24 protein-coding genes are annotated in these 24,039 nt (G+C 70.1%); 13 read left to right on the forward strand and 11 right to left on the reverse strand.

The features are described 5' to 3' along the window. Window positions 1–30 precede the first annotated feature (30 nt). Window positions 31–1,443, reverse strand: coding sequence for an amino acid permease (locus tag KI385_RS03960; RefSeq protein WP_238570830.1), 1,413 nt, complete (start codon window positions 1,441–1,443; stop codon window positions 31–33). A 132-nt stretch (window positions 1,444–1,575) separates the two neighbouring features. Between KI385_RS03960 and KI385_RS03965 the strand changes: the two genes are divergently transcribed. Next, on the forward strand, window positions 1,576–1,737 hold the full coding sequence (locus KI385_RS03965) for a hypothetical protein (RefSeq protein WP_238570831.1): 162 nt from the start codon (window positions 1,576–1,578) through the stop codon (window positions 1,735–1,737). Window positions 1,738–2,283: 546 nt separating this feature from the next. Then, complete coding sequence (locus KI385_RS03970) at window positions 2,284–2,826, forward strand: hypothetical protein (RefSeq protein ID WP_238570832.1); 543 nt, start codon at window positions 2,284–2,286, stop codon at window positions 2,824–2,826. A gap of 166 nt (window positions 2,827–2,992) precedes the next feature. On the opposite strand, the gene KI385_RS03975 is transcribed toward KI385_RS03970, so the two are convergent. From KI385_RS03975 to KI385_RS03995, 5 genes are all read right to left on the reverse strand, one after another. Continuing rightward, window positions 2,993–4,057, reverse strand: coding sequence for a hypothetical protein (locus KI385_RS03975; RefSeq protein ID WP_238570833.1), 1,065 nt, complete (start codon window positions 4,055–4,057; stop codon window positions 2,993–2,995). Window positions 4,058–4,337: 280 nt separating this feature from the next. Beyond that, on the reverse strand, window positions 4,338–4,754 hold the full coding sequence (locus KI385_RS03980) for an SHOCT domain-containing protein (protein ID WP_238570834.1): 417 nt from the start codon (window positions 4,752–4,754) through the stop codon (window positions 4,338–4,340). 160 nt (window positions 4,755–4,914) lie between these two features. Next, window positions 4,915–6,282: a hypothetical protein gene (locus KI385_RS03985; protein ID WP_238570835.1), complete on the reverse strand. Its 1,368-nt coding sequence runs from the start codon at window positions 6,280–6,282 to the stop codon at window positions 4,915–4,917. A 250-nt stretch (window positions 6,283–6,532) separates the two neighbouring features. Then, on the reverse strand, window positions 6,533–6,730 hold the full coding sequence (locus tag KI385_RS03990) for a hypothetical protein (protein ID WP_128512396.1): 198 nt from the start codon (window positions 6,728–6,730) through the stop codon (window positions 6,533–6,535). 111 nt (window positions 6,731–6,841) lie between these two features. Further along, window positions 6,842–9,538 (reverse strand): winged helix-turn-helix domain-containing protein, encoded by a 2,697-nt coding sequence (locus KI385_RS03995; protein ID WP_238570836.1) that lies wholly within the window; start codon window positions 9,536–9,538, stop codon window positions 6,842–6,844. Between the two features lie 243 nt (window positions 9,539–9,781). Between KI385_RS03995 and KI385_RS04000 the strand changes: the two genes are divergently transcribed. The 3 genes from KI385_RS04000 to KI385_RS04010 all read left to right on the forward strand — a co-directional run bounded on the left by KI385_RS04000 (window position 9,782) and on the right by KI385_RS04010 (window position 12,550). Then, window positions 9,782–11,122 (forward strand): diacylglycerol/lipid kinase family protein, encoded by a 1,341-nt coding sequence (locus tag KI385_RS04000; RefSeq protein WP_238570837.1) that lies wholly within the window; start codon window positions 9,782–9,784, stop codon window positions 11,120–11,122. Between the two features lie 74 nt (window positions 11,123–11,196). Beyond that, window positions 11,197–11,718, forward strand: a complete 522-nt coding sequence (locus tag KI385_RS04005) for a hypothetical protein (protein WP_425356864.1) — start codon at window positions 11,197–11,199, stop codon at window positions 11,716–11,718. 190 nt (window positions 11,719–11,908) lie between these two features. Beyond that, window positions 11,909–12,550: a MerR family DNA-binding transcriptional regulator gene (locus KI385_RS04010; protein WP_238570838.1), complete on the forward strand. Its 642-nt coding sequence runs from the start codon at window positions 11,909–11,911 to the stop codon at window positions 12,548–12,550. A gap of 76 nt (window positions 12,551–12,626) precedes the next feature. Here KI385_RS04010 and KI385_RS04015 read toward each other — a convergent pair whose 3' ends face one another. Together KI385_RS04015 and KI385_RS04020 are read right to left on the reverse strand one after the other, a co-directional pair. Further along, window positions 12,627–13,796: an acyl-CoA dehydrogenase family protein gene (locus tag KI385_RS04015; protein WP_238570839.1), complete on the reverse strand. Its 1,170-nt coding sequence runs from the start codon at window positions 13,794–13,796 to the stop codon at window positions 12,627–12,629. Between the two features lie 75 nt (window positions 13,797–13,871). Further along, window positions 13,872–15,071 carry a CaiB/BaiF CoA transferase family protein gene (locus KI385_RS04020; RefSeq protein ID WP_238570840.1) on the reverse strand — a complete coding sequence of 400 codons (1,200 nt, stop codon included), beginning with the start codon at window positions 15,069–15,071 and terminating at the stop codon, window positions 13,872–13,874. 129 nt (window positions 15,072–15,200) lie between these two features. Here KI385_RS04020 and KI385_RS04025 point away from each other — a divergent pair, with 129 nt between their 5' ends. The 7 genes from KI385_RS04025 (at window position 15,201) to KI385_RS04055 (ending at window position 21,674) form a co-directional block, all read left to right on the forward strand. Next, window positions 15,201–16,154, forward strand: a complete 954-nt coding sequence (locus tag KI385_RS04025; protein WP_238570841.1) for a LysR family transcriptional regulator — start codon at window positions 15,201–15,203, stop codon at window positions 16,152–16,154. A 62-nt stretch (window positions 16,155–16,216) separates the two neighbouring features. Further along, complete coding sequence (locus tag KI385_RS04030) at window positions 16,217–17,023, forward strand: alpha/beta fold hydrolase (RefSeq protein ID WP_238570842.1); 807 nt, start codon at window positions 16,217–16,219, stop codon at window positions 17,021–17,023. Between the two features lie 151 nt (window positions 17,024–17,174). Then, a complete protein-coding gene (locus KI385_RS04035) occupies window positions 17,175–17,714 on the forward strand; it encodes a thiamine pyrophosphate-binding protein (RefSeq protein WP_238570843.1) in 540 nt (179 codons plus the stop codon). Then, window positions 17,711–18,310, forward strand: a complete 600-nt coding sequence (locus tag KI385_RS04040; protein WP_238570844.1) for a thiamine pyrophosphate-dependent enzyme — start codon at window positions 17,711–17,713, stop codon at window positions 18,308–18,310. Before KI385_RS04035 ends, KI385_RS04040 begins: the two co-directional genes overlap by 4 nt. Before the next feature lie 55 nt (window positions 18,311–18,365). Beyond that, window positions 18,366–19,574, forward strand: coding sequence for an IS701 family transposase (locus KI385_RS04045; RefSeq protein WP_238570845.1), 1,209 nt, complete (start codon window positions 18,366–18,368; stop codon window positions 19,572–19,574). Window positions 19,575–19,839: 265 nt separating this feature from the next. After that, window positions 19,840–20,712 carry an HTD2 family dehydratase gene (locus tag KI385_RS04050; protein WP_238570846.1) on the forward strand — a complete coding sequence of 291 codons (873 nt, stop codon included), beginning with the start codon at window positions 19,840–19,842 and terminating at the stop codon, window positions 20,710–20,712. Next, entirely contained in the window at window positions 20,709–21,674 is a 966-nt protein-coding gene (locus KI385_RS04055) for an HpcH/HpaI aldolase/citrate lyase family protein (RefSeq protein WP_238570847.1), read from the forward strand. The genes KI385_RS04050 and KI385_RS04055 overlap by 4 nt, the downstream gene beginning before the upstream one ends. On the opposite strand, the gene KI385_RS04060 is transcribed toward KI385_RS04055, so the two are convergent. After that, window positions 21,571–22,551: a DNA-3-methyladenine glycosylase family protein gene (locus KI385_RS04060; protein ID WP_238570848.1), complete on the reverse strand. Its 981-nt coding sequence runs from the start codon at window positions 22,549–22,551 to the stop codon at window positions 21,571–21,573. The two genes, KI385_RS04055 and KI385_RS04060, sit on opposite strands and share 104 nt — an antisense overlap. Before the next feature lie 2 nt (window positions 22,552–22,553). Then, complete coding sequence (locus KI385_RS04065) at window positions 22,554–22,925, reverse strand: VOC family protein (protein ID WP_128512405.1); 372 nt, start codon at window positions 22,923–22,925, stop codon at window positions 22,554–22,556. A gap of 84 nt (window positions 22,926–23,009) precedes the next feature. Between KI385_RS04065 and KI385_RS04070 the strand changes: the two genes are divergently transcribed. Continuing rightward, complete coding sequence (locus KI385_RS04070) at window positions 23,010–23,468, forward strand: MarR family winged helix-turn-helix transcriptional regulator (RefSeq protein ID WP_238570849.1); 459 nt, start codon at window positions 23,010–23,012, stop codon at window positions 23,466–23,468. 149 nt (window positions 23,469–23,617) lie between these two features. Here KI385_RS04070 and KI385_RS04075 read toward each other — a convergent pair whose 3' ends face one another. Then, on the reverse strand, window positions 23,618–23,986 hold the full coding sequence (locus tag KI385_RS04075) for an antibiotic biosynthesis monooxygenase (RefSeq protein WP_238570850.1): 369 nt from the start codon (window positions 23,984–23,986) through the stop codon (window positions 23,618–23,620). Window positions 23,987–24,039: the final 53 nt, after the last annotated feature.

A 24,039-nucleotide genomic window follows, 5' to 3' on the forward strand; every position in this document is an offset into this window, starting at 1 on the left:
ACCGCCGCCTCGCCAGATGAAGCGACACCTTTAGGCGCTGACGGCGGCCCGCCGGTCGCGGCGCTGCTTGAGATGGCCTGCGCCTGCCAGCGCCGCCACCACGACAGCCGTACCGGCGAGCTGATGACGGCCGTCCGCGCTGGCGGCCATGACGGCGAAGACACCGAGGATGGCGGCGAACGCGAGCCAGGTCAGGTAGGGGAAGCCCCACATCCGTACGGAGAGCAGCTCGGGTGCCTCGCGCTCCAAACGGCGGCGCATCTTCAGCTGGGTGAGGCAGACGATGGACCAGACGACCAGCACCGAGCAGCCGGCGATGTTCAGCAGCCAGGCGAACACGGTGGTCGGCCAGACGATCCCGGCGATCACGGCTGCGAAGCCGAACACGCAGGACGCCAGCACCGCCGCCGCCGGCACGCCCCTGGTGACCCTGCCCAGGAAACGCGGGCCCTGGCCCCGGTTGACGAGGGAGTACGCCATACGCGACGAGCCATAGATGTTGGCGTTCATCGCGGAGAGCAGTGCCACCAGCACCACGATCTGCATGATCGTGCCGGCTGCCGGGATACCGAGCCTGTCGAGCACGGTGACATACGGGCCGTCCGTGGCGACCTTCGGGTTGTTCCACGGCACCAGGGTGACGACCACGGCCATGGAACCGATGTAGAAAACGGCGATACGCCAGACGGCGGTACGGACGGCGCGGGCCACGTTCCGGCTCGGGTGGTCGGACTCCGCCGCCGCGATGGTGACGGTCTCCAGACCGGCGAACGCGGAAATGGCGGTCAGCAGCCCGGCGGCGAGTCCGGCGGCGCCGGTCGGGAAGAAGCCGCCATGGCCGGTGAGATGGCTCGTGCCGGGTGCACTGCCGAACACCCCGAGAATGCCGAGCACGCCCAGCACCAGAAAGGCGACGATCGCGGTGACCTTGACTGCGGCGAACCAGAACTCGAACTCGCCGAAGTTCTTGACCGCGGTCAGATTGCTGGCGCAGAAGAACGCCATGAAGATCGCCACCCAGCCGTAGGCCGGGATGAACGACACCCAGGTGTGCATGATCGTGCCCGCCGCAGTGGCCTCGGCGGCCACGCCGGCGCAGAGCATCAGCCAGTACATCCAGCCCGAGGTGGCCCCTGCCCAGGAGCCGAGTTCCTCCTCGGCATGCACCGAGAACGCACCGGTGGAGGGCCGGGCCGCGGACATCTCGCCGAGCATCCGCATGATCAGCATGACCAGCGCGCCGGCGCCCACGAAGAGGAGGACGATGGCCGGCCCGGCCGCGGCGATGCCGGCCCCCGAGCCCACGAAGAGCCCGGCGCCGATGACCCCGCCGAGCGCGATCATCGACAGATGGCGCTGTTTGAGGCCATGCGACAGCACGGACTCGCCGTTCTGCACGGCCTGCGGGGAGCCCTGGGGTGATCGGGTGATTGTCCGACTCATGGTCGTGCCTGTTCATTGTTTGAGACGTTCGGTGAGCCTCAAGAGTGTGAGGGGACGTGTTGCGCGTATGAGGTGAACGCCCGCTATTCGGACGGTTCACTTACGCGCAGTGAAGGAGTCGACACGCATGGGATGATGGGCGCGGCCACGAGCACTCGCAGGACCGGCAGCCACTTCCTGTACACCGCCACCACCAACACCCAAGGCACCGCACGGCTGGACGAGACGCTCACCCTGACGCTCATCCTCCTCAACGCCGGCTACAACGCCACCTTCGAGGAGAAGTGGGTGTGAATGGCGAAGGGTCCCTGCCTCGACGGAGACAGGGACCCTTGTGTGGAGCGCCCGGCAGGCCTTGCACCTGCATTTCCCGCCGGCTGGCGGGCGTCTTTCCTTGGACCACAGACGCGTGACTCCGTGTGGTGCACCGGAGTTACGTCATGATCATACAGGGTCTGCGGGACCACAGTGTCACTGGCCGTTCTGGCCGCCATTCCTCGCGACCGCCTCCGAGGGCCCGGCCCGCAGTGAACGCCGCCGCCCGGACGAGCAGGTGAACAATTCGGCGATCCGCCTGGGTTGCCTCCCCGGTTGCCCGCATCGACATGGCCGACGGACCGGCGCGACACTCCAACCGGCAATGGCACTCGGCTCGTTCACCCCGCTGTCATAGCTGAAGCGAACCACCGGACCTCACATCCAGAATCTGTCCGGTGGACCGCGCGGCGGACCCTCCCGGCACCCTCTGGCGGCGCAATTGGCCTTGAGCAGCCCGCTGGTGTAGAACTCTCCCCGATCGAGCATGATCACGTCATTTTTCGGTTCACGGGGGAATTCGGCATGAAGCCAACTCAACGTCTCATCAGCACGTTTGCGCTCGTCGCCACGCTCGGAGGTCTCACCGCCTGCGGTCCGGAGGACCCCTATGGCGACAGCGCCGGCGGCTCCAGCGCCTCCGCTCGGCCGTCGAAGAAGCCGTCCCCGAGCGATGGCCCCACGGACGAGGCCGGTGGCCCCGGCGACTGCGGGGCGCCGCCGAAGGTGCCGGCCGGGCACAAGATGGTCGAGCCCGCCGCGCCCCCGTCGAAGGGCTCACTGTCCGCGAAGGACGCCAAGCCGGTCTGCACGCCCAACGACTGGATCTACCACGGTCAGGGCAAGGCCAAGTACTACCTCTTCGCCGGGGACGTGAAGGCGGAGCTGGCCACCGGGTCCGGCAGCACGAAGTCGGTCCCCGTCGGCGAGCTGTGGATGCACGCCGGTGACTGCATGACGAACCCGAGCGCGGTGAAGGCCCCGTACAGCTGCTCCGGGAACATCTACGACATCACGCTGGACTCCGAGGGCAAGGTCAACAGCATCAAGGAGATCTGGCACGCCTGAGCCGGCCCGCCCGGCAACGTTCCATCCCGGTGGCGGCGGTCATGTTGGCGAAGCTGGGCGGCCTCTTCGGTATCACGCAGGCGGCGACGAGGCCGGCCCACGTTTCCAGGACCGCCAGGAGCGCGGAGAGACGGTCCGAGCTTCTCGCCTTCCGTCCGTGGCGCGCTCAGCGGGGTTGGGCAAGGTCGAGCTTCTCCCGAAGCTCCGCCAGCCCTCGTGTGCATCGCTCGTTGCGGCTGTCCTCGACATGGGTGTGGAGCGCGAGTACCAGCCTGCGGCCTCGCTCGTAGCGTTCGTCGCTCCAGGTCTTCAGGCGCTCCAGTCCCGCGTGCACCGGCCCGAATTCCGCGGTGTAGGGGAACAGATGGAAGCCGATGTCGACGAGCGCGGGACGGCTGACCTCCTTCAGGTCCAGGGCGGACTCGAAGGGCTCCCGCACTACCTCGCCCTCACTCACGCCGCTGTTTTCCATCTGGTCGTAGACGAGGTCCAGGGCGAACGTGTCGCCTGCCAGCAGCTCGCCGAACCGGACGGCGACCCAGGGGTGCAGCCCCGCACTCCCGCCCCTGGCCGGGTGGGACTCTCTGTGCGCGTACCGGAGTACCTTGCCCGCCTGGTTCTTTTCGTCCTGCCCGATGAGTACGTGCCCTTCGAGGTAACCCGCATAGCCCGCGAACAGGCCGTCGCACATCTCTCGTGCGTACCTCAGCGGCTTGAGAGCCGCGGCCTGGTCGCCGCTCTGGAGCAGGAGGTTGCCGAGGAGGAGGCCGGCGAGGTCCCCGGTCTCCGTGCCTTCGTGGACGTCGGCGGCCTGCTCGAATCCGTTCCGGGCCGTGTCCAGGTCGCCGGTGAGTTGGGCCGCGAGGCTCCGAAGGAGCACTCGGTCGGAGTCCAAGGATGTATCGGACCGGAAGTCCGGGGCGAGCATCACGGCGGCCAAGGGGCCAAGCCAAGGGTCCTCTCCTGCGGCCACCTGCTCCAGCCATTTTCGGCAGGAGCCGCCGAGCCCGTTCTCGCCGAGTTCGATGCCCGCCAGCGCCATTGCCGCATGCCCGGACACGGTTGTACGTCCCGTGCCGGCGATCGTGGCCAGCAGGGCCCGCGCTTCCGGGGCATCACCCGCCCGGTATGCCGCCAGCCCGCGTTCGACCTCGTCCGGCACCGGGCTCAGGGGATCGGGGGGAAGCGGAAGGGCCCTTCCGTCGGAGTCCAGCAGGGATTGACCGGTCATGTCGCTGCTTTCTCGTGGGAACGTTTCCGCGCGAGCATGCCACGGGCGGCCGACACTTGACCGTGGAAGGTTCAGAGAAGGCACCGAGCCCACACGACCCTGCCGCCTCCCGGCGGAATGGGCCTCGCCCCTGGTCCCGCACGAGCGCGGACATCGGCAGCAGCCACCGCCCCGATAGGCATCGTCGCCGGCCGGCAGCCACTGCTCGTCCCCGGTCCCCTTTCGCCGGACCCGGACGAGCTGATCACCGCGATCGAGCGGCCGCCGGCAAGTGCCGCGGTCAGTGCAGAATCTTTTCCTTCGCCCGGCGGAACTCCTCGTCGGAGATGTCGCCCCTGGCACGGATCTCCGAGAGTTTCGCCAGTTCGTCGACCTCACTGGTTCGTCCTGCACCCCGGGCGGTCTCACGCACGTAGGTGTCGAGTGCCTTCTGCTGAGCCTGGGCGTGCTCCATCTCGCGCTTGCCCATGCCCTTGCCGCGGGCGAGGACGTATACGAAGACGCCGAGGAAGGGAAGAGCGATCACAAGGACGAGCCACCCGGCCTTGGCCCAGCCGCTCATCGTGTCGTCGCGGAAGATGTCAACGATGATCCGGAAAAGCAGGACGAACCACAGGACCCATAGGAAGATCCACATCATGGTCCAGAACGCGCCAAGTACCGGATAGTCGTACGCCATGTACACGGAACTTTCCATTGCCTTCTCCCATCCATGCCACCCCCGGCGATGTCCGAGTGTGCGCGATACGGGGGCCGGCCGCTTCACCCGGCGCGGGTGAGATTCCGGCAGTCGCGGGTTGGTCGAATGAGCGTCGCCGGCCGGACGAGCAGCCACCGCCAGGTGCCATGCGCACGCCTCACCGGTCGTGGGCTCTCGCGGTGCCCGTCCCAGCGCCCTTGGAGGCCCGGCCCGGTCTGTCGGCCGCTCCGGCGAGAATGCCGAGGAGCGCCAGGACGAGGACCACGATGCCCAGGACGAGCGCCACGGATGCCGGAGTGGGGTAATTCCACAGCACCAGGGCGAGCGCGCCTGCGGCGATGACGATGCCGGTGGTCCAGCCGCGGTGGGTGTCCAGCCATTGGCCGGGGCCGCCTGTGCGCAGGCCGGAGCGGGCCAGGGCCCGGCCGGCGGTCCCGGTGCTCCAGGCGGCGCCGGAGCGTACGGCGCGGGCACCGCGGCCGGGCCCGTACAGGTAGGCCGCGAGGGCGGTGATCACCGCGATGACGAGGACGGTGCGGGTGCTCTGGCGCAGGAAGCGGACGAGCGTGTCGAAGATGGTGGCGGCCGCGTCCCGGGGCATGGTGGCCGGCCGGACGGAGTCCAGATACACCCCGCGCATGACCGCGAGGCCGATGAGCAGCGCGATCATCATCACGCCGATCCCGATCGCGGCGCTCATCAGGGCCACCCGGTGCGCGGGCACCACCCAGACGGCGAGCGCGGCCAGCGCGAGGCCCACGACGGGCAACCAGGTGCCGACGACATCGAGCAGGCGCATGGCGCCCTGCGCCTGCTGGAGCTTGTCGACCTGCAACAGCGGAACGGTCCGGTCGATCTTGGGGATGTCCGCCGCCTTCTCGAAGCCGGCGTCCACCAGGCGCTGCTTGACCTTGTCGACGATGGTGCCGATGTCCAGGACGATGGTGTCCCCCCGCGCTTGCACCGCGCTGTTCCCCTCGCCGGTGAGGACCTTCACCACCGCGGCGTGGGCAAGACGGTTGGCCTCGTCCCACACCTGGGCGAACTGGTGGCTGGTCACCACCTTCGACACCACACCGTGCACCGTGTCGGTGAGCGCGCTCTTCAGAGGGCCGGCCAGCGCCGGGGTGTGCTTCACCACCACGGGCGGTGCGCCGGCTTTCTGGAGGGCCTTGGTGAGGGATTCGGTGATCGCCTTGACGTCGACGGTGCCGACCACGCGGTTGGTCAGCCGGTCGGTCACCACATTCTGCACGGCGGGCTCGGAGGCGAGGGGTGCCACGGTCTGGACGTACCGGTCGGTGTCGACAACCTCCCTGTCCACCCAGGTGGCAACGACAGCAAGCGGGGCGAGGAGGAAGGCCAGAACCAGCAGGACGGATCCTGCCGTGTAGCGCCAGCACCGGTGGCGCACCGCGGCGGCCTTGCGCAGCCTGTCGTACTCCGCACGTTCGGCGGCGCTCAGGGCGGGCTCCTCTTCGGGCCTACCGGAGTCTTGGGGAGCGGAGGGGCTGGACGAGGCCATCGGCTCCTCCCTTCACGTCACGCGCGGAACCGTCCCTGGCCGGGCGGTGATCTCCACCGTGGCCATCGCCGCGGCCGCTCCGCATCGCCCGGGACGGGTGAGTGACCGGTGCCGTATCAGTCGGTTGCGGCGGTGATCCGCCATGTGTCGCGCTGCTGAGGCGGCCTTGCCGTGGGCGGCTCGCTCGGCCGGGGTGGTGGCGTGGAGGGCCGGATGCGTCGCTGTCACGGGTGCCTTGATGCTCCCGGCGTCAGTCCGCGAGACGGCGCATCTCCTCGACGCGCAGGCCGAGATCCCGGAAGCGGTTCAGCAGCCCGTACAGATGCGCCTCGTCGGTCACCGCCCCGAAGAACAGCGTCTGTCGGGGAGCCAGCACCCTGTCCAGCTCCGGGAACGCCTCGGCCAGGCCTGCGGATACGTGGCCGGTGACGCGGAACTCGTAACGCATGCGTCCCACCGCTCCTCCCCGCGCCTGGAACACCGTCTTCCCGCATGCTGCCCGTCGTGCGACGGGACGGCATCACCCACAGCAGGTGACCGCACGACAGGCCCGGCAAGCTCACAGAAGGCGGAACTCCCGGCCGCGCTCGACCGCTTCGCGGCGGCAGGAGACACAGAGTTTGCGGTAGATGCTCCGCAGATGCGTCTTGACGGTGTTGACGGACAGGTGCAGGGCGGCGGCGATCTCGTCGGTGGTCATCATCCGCTCCAGGTACGCGAGCACCTCCCGCTCACGGCCGCTCAGCGGTTCGATCAGGATCGGGTCGTCCTGACGGTCCGGTGGCCGCGCGGTGAGCCAGGCATGTACGCCGAGCGAGCCGTCCGGGCGGTGGAGCAGATGCCGCATCCAGGGTCTGGCCTCGGTGAAAGGCCGTCGCAGCTGTTCGGGGCGTGCCGCGTCCAGAGCCTGGGTGAGCAGGGCGTGAGCGGCTGCCCGGTCGCCGCCCAGCATCGCGGCGCGGGTCCGCAGCAGCCCGATCCGTACGCGATCGGGCAGGCTCAGCCCGGGTGAGTCTTCGATCGCTGCGACGAGGCGCAGAGCGGTCTCGGTGTGTCCGGCGGCGAGGTGGGCGAGCGCGAGGGCGACGGTCCGGGCCGGGCTTGCGGCTTCGGCCCCGTCCAAGGCGGAGATCGCCGTCGCATGGTCCCCGCGGGCCAGGGCCGCGGTGGAGCGCGCGACGGCCAGGCGTTCGGCGGGCCAGGCGTGGGGAGAAGGGACGAGTTCGTCCAGGGCCGCGAGAGCCGCTGCCCACCGGCCTTGCGCCAGTTCCACCCGGGACCAGAGGATCGCTTTCTCCGTCATCAGCACCGGGTCGTCGTGGGTGTCGGGGAGCGCCTCGGCCTGATCGATGTGGCGAATCGCGGTGCTGACCTCGCCGCGTTCGCATGCCACGGTGGCAAGCGCCAGGTGAGCGGCCGCCGAACGGTGGGGCTGGGGTATGCCGTGCTGGTCGGCGACGGCGAGGGAGCAGCGGGCGTGGTCTGCCGCCAGGGTCAGCGCCCCGTCGATCCCCTCGGCCAGGGCGAGCCGCCCCAAGCACTGGTGCCGCACGAGGTGCGTCACCTCGGCCGTACAGGCCCGCACGGCGTCCGCGAACGCCGTCCTGGCGTCGTCGAGGCGTCCGGACTTCAGCAGGGAGCAGGCCAGCCCGTGGCGTCGCAGCGCCTCGATCTCGGGGTGTTCCTTGATCCGGAATCGTGGCAGCTGCGCCATCAGTTCCCCGATGTGCCGTGCCGCCTCCTCGGCGGCCGCCGTGCCGTCCGCACCTCCGTGCCGCTGCTCGTACGGCTCGGACAACAGCCGGAGCAGGGTGTGGGTGAGCCGCGCCTCGGGCGTGGGACATGCCCCCTTGCGGTGCAGGTGGTACTCGGCCCGCGCGAGGCACGCGCGGCAGCCCACAAGGTCGCGCCGGGACAGGTGGCAGGCTGCCGCGACCAGGGCCGGTTCGGCTCCCGGGACGTCCGCGGGCATGCGGGAGAAGAGCCCTTCGAGCCCCTCGGCCTCGGGGTCGGCCAGCAGACGTCCGAGCATCAGGTGCCGGACGGCCTCGGTGGCGCCGTACTTCCAGTCCCCGCCCGCGGCCGCGTGGGCCAGGGCCTTGGTGACCTGGCCGGAACCGGTGAACCAGCGTGCGGCCCGGCGGTGCAACCTTGGTTCGAGGCCGGGCCGCTGGCTGCGCAGGTGCGCATGGAGCACCGCGGCGAACAACGGGTGGAAGCGACACCACCCCGTGTCGGCAAGGGGTTCGACGAAGGCGTTGGCACGCGTCAGCCGCGTCAGGATCCGCTCGGCGTCCTGGCGCCCTGTCAGCGCGTTGGCGAGATCGGGGTGCACCCGGTCCAGGATGCTGACACGCAGCAGCAACTCCCGGGTCGCGGCGGGCTGGGCGTCGAGGATCTCGGCGGTCAGGTAGTCGGCGACCGCGTGCTCGGAGGCGGTGAACGACCGCACAAAGCCGTCCGCGTCGCCCGAACCCTCCATGGCCAGGGCGCACAGCCGCAGCCCGGCGGCCCAGCCCTCGGTACGGCTGGTGAGGGCCTGCACGGTCTCCCCGCCCGGCACGAGCCCGTGCCCGCGCAGCAGCACGGCCACCTCGCGTGGGGTGAACGCCAGGTCGGCGCCCCGGATCTCGTACAGCCGGTCCTCGGTGCGGTAGCGGTGGAGCGGCAGCGAGGGATCCACCCGGCTGGTCAGTACCAGGCGCAGCCGCGGCCCGGCGTGGTCCAGGACGAAGCCCAGGCCCGATGCCACCTCCCGGCCGGGCACCTTGTCCAGGCCGTCGAGCACGAGGACCACCGGCTCGGGAAGCCGTTCCAGGGCGGAGCAGAGGCGGACCAGCATCGAGTGATCGGCGCTGCCGGCACCGACGGGCATGCCGATGTCACCGGTGAGTCCGAGGAACCCGCGGCGCAACGCCTCCACGATGTAGGCCCAGATGACATTGGGGGTGTCGTCGGAGTCCAGGGTCACCCACACCACCGGCCCCGGGTGCGTCCCCCCTTGTGTCCAGGAGGAGACGAGAGTCGTCTTTCCGGCACCTGCCGCGCCCGTGACGACGGTGAGCGGCCCGTTCGTGCCATCGGTGAGCCGGTCCAGGAGCCGCTGTCTGCGGACGAAGCCGCGAGCGACGGCCGGGACCGAGAACTTGGCCGCGAGCAGTGGGCCCCCGGCCGGGTCCAGCGGCACGCCGGCTACGAAGGACGTGACGGCGGTGTTCTCGCCGCCCTCTGCGCCTGAGGCACTGGTTGGAAGCATGAGCACCACCCCCAGGAGGCGATGGACGGCGCCTGGCCGGGCATGGACTCCGCTCCCGCCACCGGGTGAAGCGGCTCGTGGCGGGGAACCGGAACCGGCATTCCCATGGTCACGTGCTCGGCCGTTGATCGCCACGCGGCGACCTGGGGACGGATCGCCCGCGCCGGGTGATGCGCTTCGCGGGCCGCGCCCGTGGAGTGGAAGGCGGGAGGGGCCGCGGCAGGCGGCGGGAGGTTTGATCGCGTGGACAGACGCTGGGCCGCACGGCTGGCACTGGCGGCGGGAACGGCGGCGCTGCTGGTCCTGCTGGTGTTCGCCGGGCTTCGGAGCGTCGTGCTGGTGGCCGTGGGGCTGGCCGGGCTGGCCGCCACGGCGGTCGGCCTGTGGTGGGTGCTCGCGCACGGAGGTGCGGCCAGGGTGCTCGGTCTCCTGCTGGCGGCAGCCGCGCCGGTCGCCGTTCTGGTGCTCTACGCGGTCGCCGGGCTGCTGTGGGTGGTGCTCGTCTCGCTCGCCCTGTGGACGCTTGCCGTCGTCACGGGCAGAACAGCACTGGCACAGGACACCCGGCCGGCGCGCACGCCGGAACGCCGGGTCGCTCCTCCGAGACGCCCCTTCCTCATCATGAATCCACGCTCGGGCGGCGGGAAGGTCGGGAGGTTCCACTTGACGGACAGGGCCAGGGCTCTCGGCGCCGAAGTCGTCGTGCTGAACCCCGCGCAGCCGCAGGACGTGGCCGAGCTGGCGAGGCGGGCCGTCGACGACGGCGCAGACCTGCTCGGTGTCGCGGGCGGCGACGGTACGCAGGCCCTGGTCGCGGGCGTGGCGGCGGAGCGCGGCGTTCCGTTCGTCGTCATCTGCGCCGGGACCCGCAACCATTTCGCCATGGACCTCGGTCTCGACCGTGAGGATCCCTCGGCGTGCCTTGAGGCGCTCACCGACGGTGTCGAGCTGCGCGTCGACCTGGGCTTCATCGACGTGGGGGCGCCCGCGGCGGAAGGCCGGGGGCGCGTCTTCGTCAACAACGCCTCCTTCGGCGCGTACGCGACCGTGGTGCAGAGCCCGGCCTATCGCGACGACAAGGCCCGTACCACCCTTCAGATGCTGCCCGACCTGCTGACCCACCACAGTGGTCCGCGCCTGAAGGTGCACGCTGATGACGTCACCGTCGACGGGCCCCAAGCCGTTCTGGTGAGCAACAACCCCTACCGGATGGGAGACCCCGCGGGCCTGGGGCGCCGGGAACGGCTGGACTCCGGTGTCCTGGGAGTGCTCGGTGTCACGGTCGACAACGCGGTGCAGGCGGCCGCGATGCTGCGCGGCAGTCATGGGCCCGGACTGGCCTCGATCGCCGCCCAGAAGGTGGTCGTCGACGCCGACGCACCCGTCATCCCGGTCGGTGTCGACGGCGAGGCCCTCACCGTGCCCACCCCCGTACGCTGCTGGATCGAACCGGGCGCGCTGCGTGTACGACTGCCCCGCCACCGTCCCGGCGTGCCGCGCGGCAAGCCGCCGATGGATTGGCGCAGGGTGCGCAGGCTGGCCCTCACGGTGGGACGGGCCGCGGCGGGGCGTGACACCGGTTGATCAGCGCCGGCCGCTCCCCCGGCCGTCGCACGTTGTGACCATGCGAAGCGCGCCTGCTCGGGCACCCTGGAGGTGTGACACACCGGACCCGCGCGCATGACGCACAGTCTCGGCCACCGACCGGTGCCGCTCACGTCGACTACAGCGGCGCGGTCTACGGCTCGCTGCTCGCTGCCTCCGTGGTGGTCGGCGCCGGAACGCTCGGCTCGTTTCCGCGGTTGGAACTCATGGTGCTGCTGCTCGGTACCGGTGTGGTGTTCTGGGCCGCGCACGTCTTCTCCCGCCTCTTCGGAGCCCGTATGGTCCACGGGCCCGTGAGCCGGAAGGAGGTTCGCCGCCTGTTCGCCGACGAGCGGCCGATCCTCAAGGCGGCCGTCCCACCGGCCGCTGCCGTGGCGATCAGCCCACTCTTCGGACTGGGAGTTCAGGGAACGGCATGGCTGGCGCTCACTGTCGCTCTCGCCGGACAGGTCGGCTGGGCCACGCTGGCCGCCGTGCGCGCCGGTGCCTCGCGCCGTCTGATCCTGGTCGCGGGTGCGGTGAACCTTCTCCTCGGATTGGTCATCGTGGTCTTCAAGGTCGCGCTCCAGCACTGACGCGGCCGAGCGGCTCGCGTTCACGATCGGTCGGCGGCGGGGAAGACCACCACGCCCGCCGACCGCTGCTGATCGCGGGCGAGCCCGGCCTGCCGATGCCCCGCTACGAGGTCGGCGAGGTGATGTACGGCGACGCCATCGGTGAGGTGGTCGCCTCCGCCGATCCGTCACTGGGCGAAGGCGACCTGGGATGCACAGGTTCGGCTGGCGCGAGTACGCAGTGGCGCGGGCCGGGCTGTTCCGCCGCGTCGACCGGGACGCCTATCCGACGCCCACCACCTACCTGGGCTGCGGACTGGTCGCCTATGTCGGGCTCATGGACGCAGCGGAGCTGCGGCCCGGCGACACCGTCTTCGTCTCCAGCGCGGCGGGGGCGACCGGAAGCACGGCCGGCCAGATCGCCAGGCTCAAGGGAGCGGCCCGGGTGAGCGGCAGCACCGGATCGCCGGCCAAAGCCGCCTGTCTCACCGAGAAGCTCGGGTTCGACGCGGCCTTCGATTATCACGACGGCCCGATCGCGGACCGGCTGCGCGAGGCCGCGCCCGAAGGCATCGACGTCTCTTTCGAGGTGGCTGCAATGCCGATCGGTGAACTGGCCGCGGAGGCGGGGACCACGACCCGTACCCTGCGCTACTACGAGGAGCAGGGTCAGCTGGAGTCCGGCCGTACGGCAGCGGGTTATCGCGTGTACGAGCGCCCACGCGCATGGCGAGGCGACGGGGGCAGGCATCGGGAACAGCGCGCCACGCCACCGGGCAGACGGGAAGCGGTCTGCGGTGTGGTCCGGCATCGAACCCCCTCCTTCGGCTACTCCGACCTCCTGGAAACGTAGCTCCTGGCCGTCGTCAACACGATCCGCAAGGAATCCCCGGTGGCGTCGGGCACGTGCTTCGCACGGGCGACGATGTTCACGCGTCGAGCCCTCCGCGCTTGACGAGCTGGCTCGCGATGACGTTGCGCTGGATCTCGTTGGTGCCCTCGCCGACGATCATCAGCGGTGCGTCGCGGAAGTAGCGCTCGACGTCGAATTCGGTGGAGTAGCCGTAACCGCCGTGGATGCGGACGGCGTTGAGGGCGATCTGCATCGCCGTCTCGGAGGCGAAGAGCTTGGCCATGCCCGCCTCCATGTCGACGCGTCGGCCCGCCTCGGCCTCGCGGGCCGCGTAGAGGGTGAGCTGGCGTGCCGCGGTCAGCGAGGTGGCCATGTCGGCGAGGTAGTTGCCGATCGACTGGTGCTTCCAGATCGGCTTGCCGAAGGACTCGCGCTCCTGGGCGTAGGCGAGTGCGTCCTCCAGTGCCGCCCGGCCGACCCCGAGCGCGCGAGCGGCGACCTGGAGCCGTCCGGTCTCCAGGCCCTTCATCATCTGTGCGAAGCCCTTGCCCTCGACCTCACCGAGTACGGCGTCGGCCGGCGCCCGGTAGGCGTCGAACGACAACTCGCAGCTCTCGACGCCCTTGTAGCCGAGCTTGGGCAGGTCGCGCGAGACCGTCAGGCCGGGCCCGTGCTCAACGAGCAGGATCGAGATGCCCTTGTGCGCGGGCTCGGCCTCCGGGTCCGTCTTGCACAGCAGGGCGATCAGCCCGGACCGCCGGGAGTTGGTGATCCATGTCTTCGAACCGTTGACCACATATCCTTCCCCACCGTCCTTGCGGGCGACGGTGCGCAGGGCCTGGAGGTCGGAGCCGCCGCCCGGTTCGGTCAGGGCCATGGTGGCCCGGACTTCGCCGGTGGCCATCCGGGGCAGGTAGTGGCGCTTCTGCTCCTCGGTGCCGAAGTACAGCAGCAGCTTGGAGACCACGGTGTGGCCGCCCGTCGCACCGGCCAGGCTCATCCAACCGCGGGCGAGTTCCTCGGTGATCAGGACGTAACAGGGGGCGGAGACCGGGGTGCCGCCGAACTCCTCGGGGATGGCGAGGCCGAAGATCCCGAGCTGCTTCATCTGCTCGATCAGGGCCTCGGGGTAGGTGTTGGCGTGCTCCAGTTCCCGGACGACGGGCTTCACCTCGTTGTCGACGAAGTCGTGCACCGTCCTGACGATGAGCTGCTCGTCCTCGGACAGGATGTCGAGAGTGCTCATGCTGCGACGCTCCTCGTTGAAAGGGTTGGACGGGACGGCCGGCGTCATTGCCGCCGACAGCCCTGGACCGGCAGTTCAGATGACCTGGTCGGCCCTCATGCCGTCGATGTCGGCCGTGTTGTACCCCAGCTCGGACAGGATGCTCTCGGTGTGCTCGCCGGCGGCGGGGACGGCGTCCATACGCGGGGCGGTGCCGGCCAGGTCCGCCGGTGGCAGCAGCGCGGGCACCACCGCTCCCCCGGGAATCCGTACGTCGCGCCAGCGGTCCCGGGCGCCGAGTACGGGGTGACGCACGAACTCGTCGATGTCGTTGACGCCGGCGTTCGCGATGCCCGCCTCGTCCAGCAGCTTCATCACCTCGCCGCTGTCCGACTTGCCGAACCGCTCGGCCACGATCGCGTTGAGTTCCTCGCGGTGGGCCACGCGGTCGGGGCCGGTGGCGAAACGCGGATCTCCGACGAGCCCGGGCAGGCCCAGGAACCGCTCGCACAGGGCCGCCCATTCACGCTCGTTCTGGATGGAGAACAGCACGTCCTTGCCGTCAGCCGCGGTGTAGGCGCCGTACGGCGCGATGGTGGCGTGTTGCGTGCCGATGCGCGGGGGCTGGGTGCCGCCGTAACGGGTGTAGTAGGCGGGCTGGTTCATCCACTCGGCCAGTGCCTCGAACAGCGAGACCTCCACGGACCGGGCGACGCCGGTGGTCGCCCGTGTGAACAGCGCGGTGAGGATGCCCGAGTAGGCGTACATGCCGGCCGCGATGTCGGCGACCGACACTCCCACCCGGGCCGAGCCGTGCTCGTTCCCCGTCAGCGAGACCAGGCCGGTCTGGCACTGCACCAGCAAGTCGTACGCCTTCCGGCCGGCCCACGGCCCGCTGGATCCGTAGCCCGAGATGGAGCACGGGATCAGCGACGGGAAGCGCTCGGCGAGGGCCTCGGCGCCCAGGTCCATCCTGGCGGCCGCGCCCGGGGCCAGGTTCTGTACGAACACATCGGCCCCGCCCAGCAGTTGCTCCAACACCTTCCGCCCCTGGTCCGACTTCAGGTCGAGCGTCACGGACTCCTTCGACCGGTTGAGCCACACGAAGTAGCTGGACTCGCCGTGCACCGTGGTGTCGTAACGGCGGGCGAAGTCGCCCCCGCCCGGGCGTTCCACCTTGATGACACGCGCGCCGAGATCGGCCAGTTGGCGGGTGGCGAAGGGGGCCGCCACCGCCTGTTCGACGCTGACGACGGTGATGCCGGAGAGCGGCAGTTCTTCGGGGAGCTCGGTCATGGGGTGACCTCCAGAAGCGTGCGGGTCCCGGGTCGGGAGTACCATCATGAATGGTCATGACAGCCTTGGCGAAATAGCAATACGTAATGACCCCATGCATGCTTCGGATGGGGGGTGGAAGGAAGCTCCTTGGACATCAAGCAGCTCAAGGCAATCGTCACGGTGGCCGAGGTCGGCAGCGTCACGCGTGCCGCGGAGCTGCTGCACCTGGTACAGCCCGCGGTGACCCGGCAGATCCGCACCCTGGAGCAGGAACTCGACGTCCCCCTTTTCGAACGGACCGGGCAGGGCATGCGGCCCACCGAGGCCGGGGCGATCATGGTGGACCGGGCGCGGCGCGCGCTGAACGAGCTGGAGCGGGCCCGCGCCGAGGTGCAGCCCACTCCCGGTGTGGTGACGGGCATCGTCACCGTCGGACTGTTGGAGAGCACCAGCGATCTGCTGGCGGAGCCGCTCGTGACAGCCCTCGCCCGCGGCCACCCCGGCGTCGAGCTGCGTCTGATCACCGCCTACTCGGGGCATCTGCAGCAGTGGCTCGATGACGGGGACCTGGACCTGACGCTGCTCTACAACCTGGACAGCACGCCGTCGCTCAACGCCCGGCCGCTGGTACGCGAGCATCTGTGGGTGGTCGCGCCGCCGTCGGCCGGTCTTCGGGCCGATCGTCCCGTCCCGTTCGCGGAGGCGGCGACGCACCCGCTCGTCATGCCCGCGTCCGGGCATGCGCTGCGCAGCCTGATCGACGCCGCGGCGGTGCGCGCCGGAGCCGACATGAACGTCGCCGTTCAGACCAACTCCATGCGGGTGCAGAAGCAACTCGTGTTGGCCGGCCACGGCTGGACCGTCCTGCCCGGCGTCGGCATCGCCGAGGACGTCGCGCAGGGCGCCCTGAGTGCCGCGCCGCTGTGCGAACCCGACGTGTGGCGCTCGATCATCCTCGGCACACCGAGGTTCGGGCGCACCCCTCCCGCCGTGGAGGTCGTCGCTCGCGAGCTGGTCCGTCAGATCAACTCGTCGGTGGCCCAGGGGAGATGGCCCTCCGCCCAGGTACAGGGAGCCGACGTTCTCACCGAGGGCGAGTGACCTCACGCGCGCCTGCCCAAGCACCCAAGAACACCCCGTCGAAGGAACCCTCAGGAACCCCCATGACCGACACCGGCCAACATCTCCACCCCCTCGCCCATGCCCAGGACGGCACGGCACTGGCCTACCAGCGCCGGGGAGACGGGTATCCACTCGTCCTCCTGGCCGGACAGGCGAACAACCACCACTGGTGGGACGGCATACGCGAGGACTTCCACACCACGCACTCCACGATCACCCTCGACTACCGCGGCACCGGCGACAGCGACAAGCCCCACGGCCCCTACTCCACACAGCAGTTCGCCGAGGATGTCATCGCGGTCCTCGACCACCTGGGTGTCGAGCGCGCCGACGTCTACGGGACCTCCATGGGCGGCCGGGTCGCCCAATGGGTCGCCGCCCGCCACCCCGACCGGGTCCGGCGCCTCGTGCTGGGCTGCACCTCTCCCGGCGGCCCGCACGCCGTCGAGCGCGACACCTCGGTGCGTCGCGCCCTGGCCCAAGCCGATCCGAAGGCCGCACGGCAGGCCCTGATCGACCTGATGTACTCCCCCGCCTGGCTCATCGACCACCCCGGCCCGTACGCCACCCTCGGCGACCCCGACATGCCGCCGCATGCCCGGCGCGGCCACCTGGTGGCCAGCAACAAGCACGACGCCTGGGACGTACTCCCCCTCATCGGCGCGCCCACCCTGATCCTGCACGGCGAGCACGACCGGCTCACGCCACCGGACAACGTCCCGCTGCTCGCCGCCCGTATCCCCCACACCCGGACGCATCTGTTCCCCGACGCCCGGCACGCCTACTTCGAAGAATGCCGTACCGAGGCCGGCGCTCTGGTCGGGGCGTTCCTCGGCGAACGGTTGTAGCCCGCCCGTAGTCGGCCGCAGGTCGCAGGGCCGCAGCCGCCCACCATACGAGCAGCGCATGCGGGTATCACGCCTTTCTATTGTTCAACCTCATCCATCAGCGCTCATGATGATTGGCACCTTGAGCCGACCGAGCAGCGGAGTCGCACGGATGAGCCAGACACACGCACCGGCCCCCTCCTGGCAGGAGGACATCTTCGCCGCGTTGAAGAAGCGCGGCGTCCAGCAGATCGCCTACGTCCCGGACTCCGGCCATTCGCACACCATCCGTGAGGCGCAGCGCGACCCCTCGATCCACGACGTGGTGCTGACCACCGAGGAGGAGGGCGTCGCCGTCGTCAGCGGCGCCTGGCTGGGCGGGCAGCGCGCGGTGCTGCTGATGCAGAGCAGCGGTGTGGGCAACTGCGTCAACATGTTCTCCCTGCTGCAGATGTGCCGGTTTCCCTTCCTGACGCTGGTGACGATGCGGGGCGAGTACGCCGAGTTCAACCCCTGGCAGGGGCCCATGGGCCGTACCACCCAGCAGGCGCTGGAACTCATGGGCATCACCGTCCTGCGGGCCGACGACCCGAAGGACGTCGAGGAGACCGCCGAGGCGGCTCTGGACTCGGTGTTCGAGGCGGGCGAACGCGTCGCCGTGCTCCTCGGGCAGAAGCTGATCGGCCGCAAGAAGTGGGAGCGCGACCGATGACCGCCGTCGACACCCCGGCCCGTATCGACCGACGCCGCTTCGTCGCCGATCTGATCGCCCGCCTCCCCGAGGACGCCCTGGTGGTGACCGGGCTCGGCTCCCCCTGCTACGACGTGTTCGCGGCCGGCGACCGCCCGGGCAACTTCTACCTCTGGGGCGCGATGGGCGCCGCCGCACCGCTCGCCCTCGGCCTCGCCCTGGCCCAGCCGGAGCACCCGGTCGTCGCGATCACCGGCGACGGCGAACACCTGATGGGCATCGGCACGCTGGGCACCATCGGCGCCGTACTGCCGGCCAACCTCACCGTCGTCGTGCTGGACAACGCCCACTTCGGCGAGACCGGGATGCAGCCCAGCCACACCGGTCTGGGCACCGACCTCCTCGCCGTCGCCCAGGGCTTCGGCATCCGTGACGCCGTACGGATCACCGGTGCCGCCCAGGCCGAGGACCTCGCCGCCCGTATCCAGGCGCGCGCGGCGACCACGTACGCGCAGGTGCTGATCAACGCCGACGAGCCACCGCGCGCCCTGCCGCCGCGGGACGGCGTCGCCAACAAGAACTCTTTCCGCGCCGCGCTGGGCCTGAGCACCTTCTAGTAGGGCTTTGTTACGTGGCCTTGTCACGGTCGGTGTCTGGTAGTTCGCTGGTTGTATGAGGTCTGGTGAACTTGCTGCGTGTCGGGGCCGGTTGGAGGAGTTTGCTGGGGAGGTGTTCGCGCCGCTGGTGCGGCGGGATCAGCGTGAGAAGGGTGCCTTGTATCTGAGGGGGCTGTTGCTGGACGGCCGACGCAAGTCGATGCAGCCGATGGCCGAGCGCCTCGGGGTGGACCACCAGCAACTCCAGCAGTTCGTTACGTCCTCCACCTGGCCCTTCGATGCGGTGCGAGCCCGGCTGGCGTGGCGGGCCGTGCGGGTGGTCCGTCCGCAGGTGTGGGTGGTGGACGACACCGGTTTTCCCAAGGACGGCATCTCCTCGCCCGGTGTGGCCCGACAGTACTCCGGCACGCTGGGCAAGGTCGGCAACTGCCAGATCGGCGTCAGTGTCCATGCCGCTTCCGACACCGCCTCGTGTCCCCTGTCCTGGCGGCTTTTCCTGCCCGAAAGCTGGGACACGCCCGAGGCGGACGGCCGCAGGGGACGTTGTCGCATTCCCGACGACGAACACCACCGTCCCAAGTGGCAGCTCGCCCTGGCGATGCTCGATGAACTTGCCGGCGTCGGCCTGAGGCCCGCCGCGCTGGTCGCGGACACCGGATACGGCGCCAACGCCGACTTCCGCCGCGGCCTGGAAGACCGCGGCCTGGCCTACGTCCTGCAGGCCAAGGCCGAGATGACCGCCCATGGTGAGGCTGCCGAACCCCACCAGCCTGCCTACAGCGGCCTCGGGCCCAGGCCCCTGCCGCGTTACCGCACCCGGCCGGTGTCCTTGCGTGAACACGTGCTGGCTGCAGGGCGAGGCCAGGGGCGGACCCTGACCTGGCGCAAGGGCTCCAAGGCCGCGATGAGCTCGCACTTTGTGCTGGTGCGGGTTCGTCTTGCAGGGCGTCGGCCCAAACCCGCCGCTGACGGCACGATCCCGCTGAGCTGGCTGATCGCACAGTGGCCCGAGGGCGCGGACGAACCGGTCAAGTACTGGGTCTCCAACCTGCCCGCCGACATCCCCGCCCGCGACCTCGTCCGCATCGCGAAGTTACGGTGGCGCATCGAGCACGACTACCGCGAGCTGAAGACCGCCCTCGGGCTCGACCATTTCGAAGGACGCTCGTTCACCGGCTGGCACCGGCACGTCACCCTCGTCACCGCCGCCCACCTGTTCCTGACCGAAGCGCGGAGGAGCCCAAAAGCCCCTGCCAGGGCCTGACCCTCTACCAGGCCCTGGACCTCCTCCAACACCTCCTGGCCACCTGGACAGGCACCTGCCCCACCTGCCACCAACCCACCCCATGGCAGCCCTACGACACCACCTAACAAAGCCCTACTAGGGCGTGTCTTTCGGATCAGCCCGGGCCCGCGGCCGGCTCCGCACGACCGCACCCCACACGATGCGCCCCGCTGCGGCCGCCCCGCTCACCTGACCACAGCCCAGCCGCACGCAAGGACAGCAAGACCTCAAGGACAGAAGGACGATGCAGCCCACCCCGCCCCCGCTCAGCTCCTGCGTGAAGTCGTGGACTCCCGGACCGGTCACGGACGAAGACCCCCTGCCCGCCGGCCCGGTGGCAGCTCTGTCCGCGACCCTGAACCTGCCCGACGCCGTCGCGAAGTCCGGTGACCCGCTCCCCCCGCTGTGGCACTGGCTCTACTTCCTGCACTGGCCCGCGCAACGGGACCTCGGAACCGACGGCCACCCGCTGCACGGCCGCTTCCTGCCGCCCATCCCCCACCGGCAGCGGATGTGGGCCGGCGGACGCTGCGAGATCACCGAGCCGCTCCGCCTCGGCGAACCGGCCGAGCGCATCAGCAGCCTGAGTTCTGTGGTCGCCAAGCACGGCCGTACCGGGGAAATGCTGTTCGTCACCGAGCGCCGTGAGTTCCGGCAGCACGGCCGGACGTGCCTCGTCGAGGAACAGGACATCGTCTACCGGTCAGGACACAGCACCGGACAACAGAACGCCATCACGCTCGACGAGTCCGCCTTCCCTGACGCCAACGACCCGTGGCAGCTGCCGCTACGCCCCGACCCGGCCCTGCTGTTCCGGTTCAGCGCGCTCACCGCGAACGCCCATCGCATCCATTACGACACCCCGTACGCCCAGGGCCAGGAGGGGTACCCGGGCCTCGTCGTCCACGGCCCGCTGCTGGCCCTCCTCATGCTGGAACTGGCCCGCCGCCACGCCCCGGTACAGCAGGTGCGCACGCTGTCCTACCGGCTCCGGCGGCCGGTGTTCACCGGCGAGCACCTGGTGGCCTGCGGCAAACCCTCCGACGGGCGCGCCGAGCTGCGCATCGCCACCCACCGGGAGGCGCAACACGCCACGGCGGAGGTGACCTTCGCATGACCATGCTCAGCGACCGCATCGCCACCGCCCGGAGCCTGCTGTTCGTGCCTGGACACCGGCCCGACCGCTTCGACAAGGCGGCCTCCTCCGGCGCCGACCTGGTCGTCATCGACCTCGAAGACGCGGTCGCGGCCGAGGACAAGGACCGCGCCCGCGACAACGCCGTCGCCTGGCTCGCGCTCGGCAACCAGGCGATCGTACGGATCAACCCTCCCGGAACCCCTTGGTCCGAGGCCGACCTCAGCGCGGCTGCCGACCACGGCTGCCCGGTCATGGCGCCCGAGGCCGAAGACCCGGCCGTACTCGCGGACCTCGCCGCCCGCACGGCGGGACGGTGCGACCTCATCCTGCTCATCGAGACGGCTCTCGGCATGGAGCGGGCCCACGAGGTGTGCACCACGCCCGGCGTCGCCCGAGCCGCCTTCGGCAACGTCGACCTCGCCGGTCAACTCGGCGTCGCCCACGACGACCACGCGGCCCTGGCGTACGCCCGCGCCAAGCTGGTCCTCGCGTCGGCCGCAGCGGGCATCTGTCCACCGATCGACGGCGTCACCACCGCCGTACGGGACACGGACGTACTCACCACCGACATCGCCCGCGCCCGTCGCCTGGGCTTCACGGGCAAGCTCTGCATCCACCCGGCCCAACTCCCCGCCGTCGCCGACGGTTTCGCGCCCTCGGCAGAGGAACTGCACTGGGCACGTGCCGTCCTCCACGCCGGTGACTCGGTCACCACGGTCGACGGGCAGATGGTCGACAAGCCGCTACTGGAACGCGCACGACGCGTTCTGGCACTGGCCCATGAACCACACACCGCACACCGCGGTTCAGCAGCTGGAAACGTGACCGCCACGGGCACTACCGCACCGAGCGACCGCGGGCTGCTGGCCCGGCCTTCTCCTCGCGGCGGGTGCGCAGCAGGAGCGCGACCCAACTGCGGTAGGGCGCCCAGTGGTCGCTGATCCCGGCGAGCCGGCGCGCGTCGGAGGCGTCCGGATCGCCGAGGTCGTAGGTCTCGGCCATCGATGCGTGGAGCCGGCGTTCATGGCGGGGGAAGACGTCGGGGTGTCCGGCACCTCGGATGAGGATGAGCTCCGCGGAGAAGGGGCCGATGCCGGGCAGGGTCCGCAGATGAGTGAGGGCGTCCTCCACCGGCATCGCGCGCAGCCGGGCGGCGTCCAGATCGCCGGCGAGAGCCGCGTCGGCGAGGAGGCGCAGCCGTTCGACCTTCACTTCGGGCAGGCCCGGAACACGGCTGAGTCCGCGCAAGATCAGCGGGGTGGGGAACGCGTGCAGGAACTGTCCGGCGACAACGACGTGCTGTCCATGGTGCTCGGCGATGCGGGCCTTGATCGCGGCGGCCTGGACCATCCGGATGCGGTGGCCGATGACCGCCCAGGCCGCGGCCTCGTACGGCGAGTAGAAGCACACCGGTCGCAGCCCCGGGTACGCCGCGATGAGCTCGGCCACGACGGGATCCTTCTCGGCGAGCCGTGGGAACCCGCTGCCGTCGACGTCGAGCGAGAGGATGCGGGCCAGTTGCGCCCGCACCGCACTCACACCATTCGATTCCGCGGATGGTGCACCCATCCCGTCCTTGTCCAGGCCCCCGGTGTGCACGGTGGCATTCGCCTGTACGGAGCCCGCCGAGCCCTCTGAGCCCCCCGCCTGCCTCACCTCCGCGCTCACCGTCGAGTGGCCGTCGTCGGCGGGAAAGGCCAGGCGCAGCACCCTGCCGTCCGAGGCGTCGCGGTACCCGGCGGGCGTAAAGCCCTCCAGGAACCGCATGCTCGCCGCAAGTGAGAACGGCCCGCGCGGGGTGATGACGAGGGCGGTCATGGTCAGCCTTCGTGCGTAGTGATGGCGTAGCCCTCAGGGCCGACGAACGTGAACATCCTGCCGAACGGACCGTCTTCGGGCGCCTTGACGATGGGGATCCCGGCGGAATGGAGCCTGTCGTGCAGAGCCTGCGCGTCGGTGGTCCGGAACCACAGGGCGACCCCGAGGCCGGGCCGCTCGACGGCGTCGAGATCCACTCCCGGCAGCGGCTCGCGGACGGCGAACGGAACCGGCTCGGTGGCGAACACCACGGCGCCGGGCGGCGAGGCAGGCGCTCGGCGCAGCCCGAGATGCCCCTCGAAGAAGGCGGCAGCCGCTTCGACGTCGCGCACCTGCAGAGCGATGAAGTCCGGCCCGCTGACGGTGACAGTCATGCGTACTCCTCGATCATGATTGATGTCAGGACTTTGACATGACGGAAGATAGACGGCACCGCTCTGACATGTCAAACTCCTGACATGCACGATGGGACTCCCTCCAGCCAGGCCCCGGCCGCCGACGTGACCGCGCGCCTGGGATACCGCCTCAAGCGCGCCGCCGCAGCGCTGCGCAGCGCGATGGACAAAGCGCTGCGCGAGTACGGCCTGACGGTGCCGCAGTACGCCTGCCTCGAACTCCTCGACCAGCGCCCCGGCCTGTCCAACGCCGAGCTGGCGCGCGGCACCTTCGTCACGCGGCAGTCCATGAACGTCGTCCTTCGCGGACTGCAGGACGCCGGCCTCATCACCCGGCCGGCCACCACCGACCGCGGTCGCGCTCTGCCCGCCCACCTCACCGAGGAGGGCCACCGTCGCCTCGCGGCCGCACGCTCCGCCGTCTACGCCATCGACCAGCGCATGACCGACGCCGTCCCGGAGCAACGTCTCGCCGAGCTCCTCACCGACCTCGACCACATGGCGGCGGCACTCGACGGGTGAGAACGGCCGCGCACGAGCCCGGCAGGTGAGGGTCGGGTGGAGTTGAGCTCGCTCGCCCGATGGGCGGTTCGGGCGAGCGTGTCTCTGCGGTGGGCGGCTTCAGATGTGCGAAAGCTGTCGCGGTCGCGTGTCGAAATGAGGAAGTGGAGTCAGGGCGCCACGAGTCGGACAATCTCGCGCGGGCGTGATTCACGCTCGTCATAGGCGAGGTCCAAAGCAAATCCTGCCGCCTGGACGGCGGCGAACGACGCGGCGGATGCTTCCTCGGACTCCCATTGCACAATCGAAATCACCGCGTCGCCGTCGGCGGACACCCAGTAGTCGGCCGACAGGCATCCCGGTGTCCGCCGAAATTCCTCGGCGACCCGGTGGACGCGGGAGATGAACTCCTCATGGTGGGAAGGGCGCGGATAGTGGCTTGCTATCATGCCGACCTTCATGATGCTCTCCGTTACGTTTCTCGATGGTGTGTCGTGGTGATAGGGCACGCCGTGCGCGTACCCGGCATCCTTGGCCACCTGCTCAAGCACAATGTTGCGTAGCCATCGCGGGACAGCCCCAAGGACGCATT

This window comes from Streptomyces inhibens (assembly GCF_022221585.1).
GTDB lineage: Bacteria > Actinomycetota > Actinomycetes > Streptomycetales > Streptomycetaceae > Streptomyces > Streptomyces inhibens.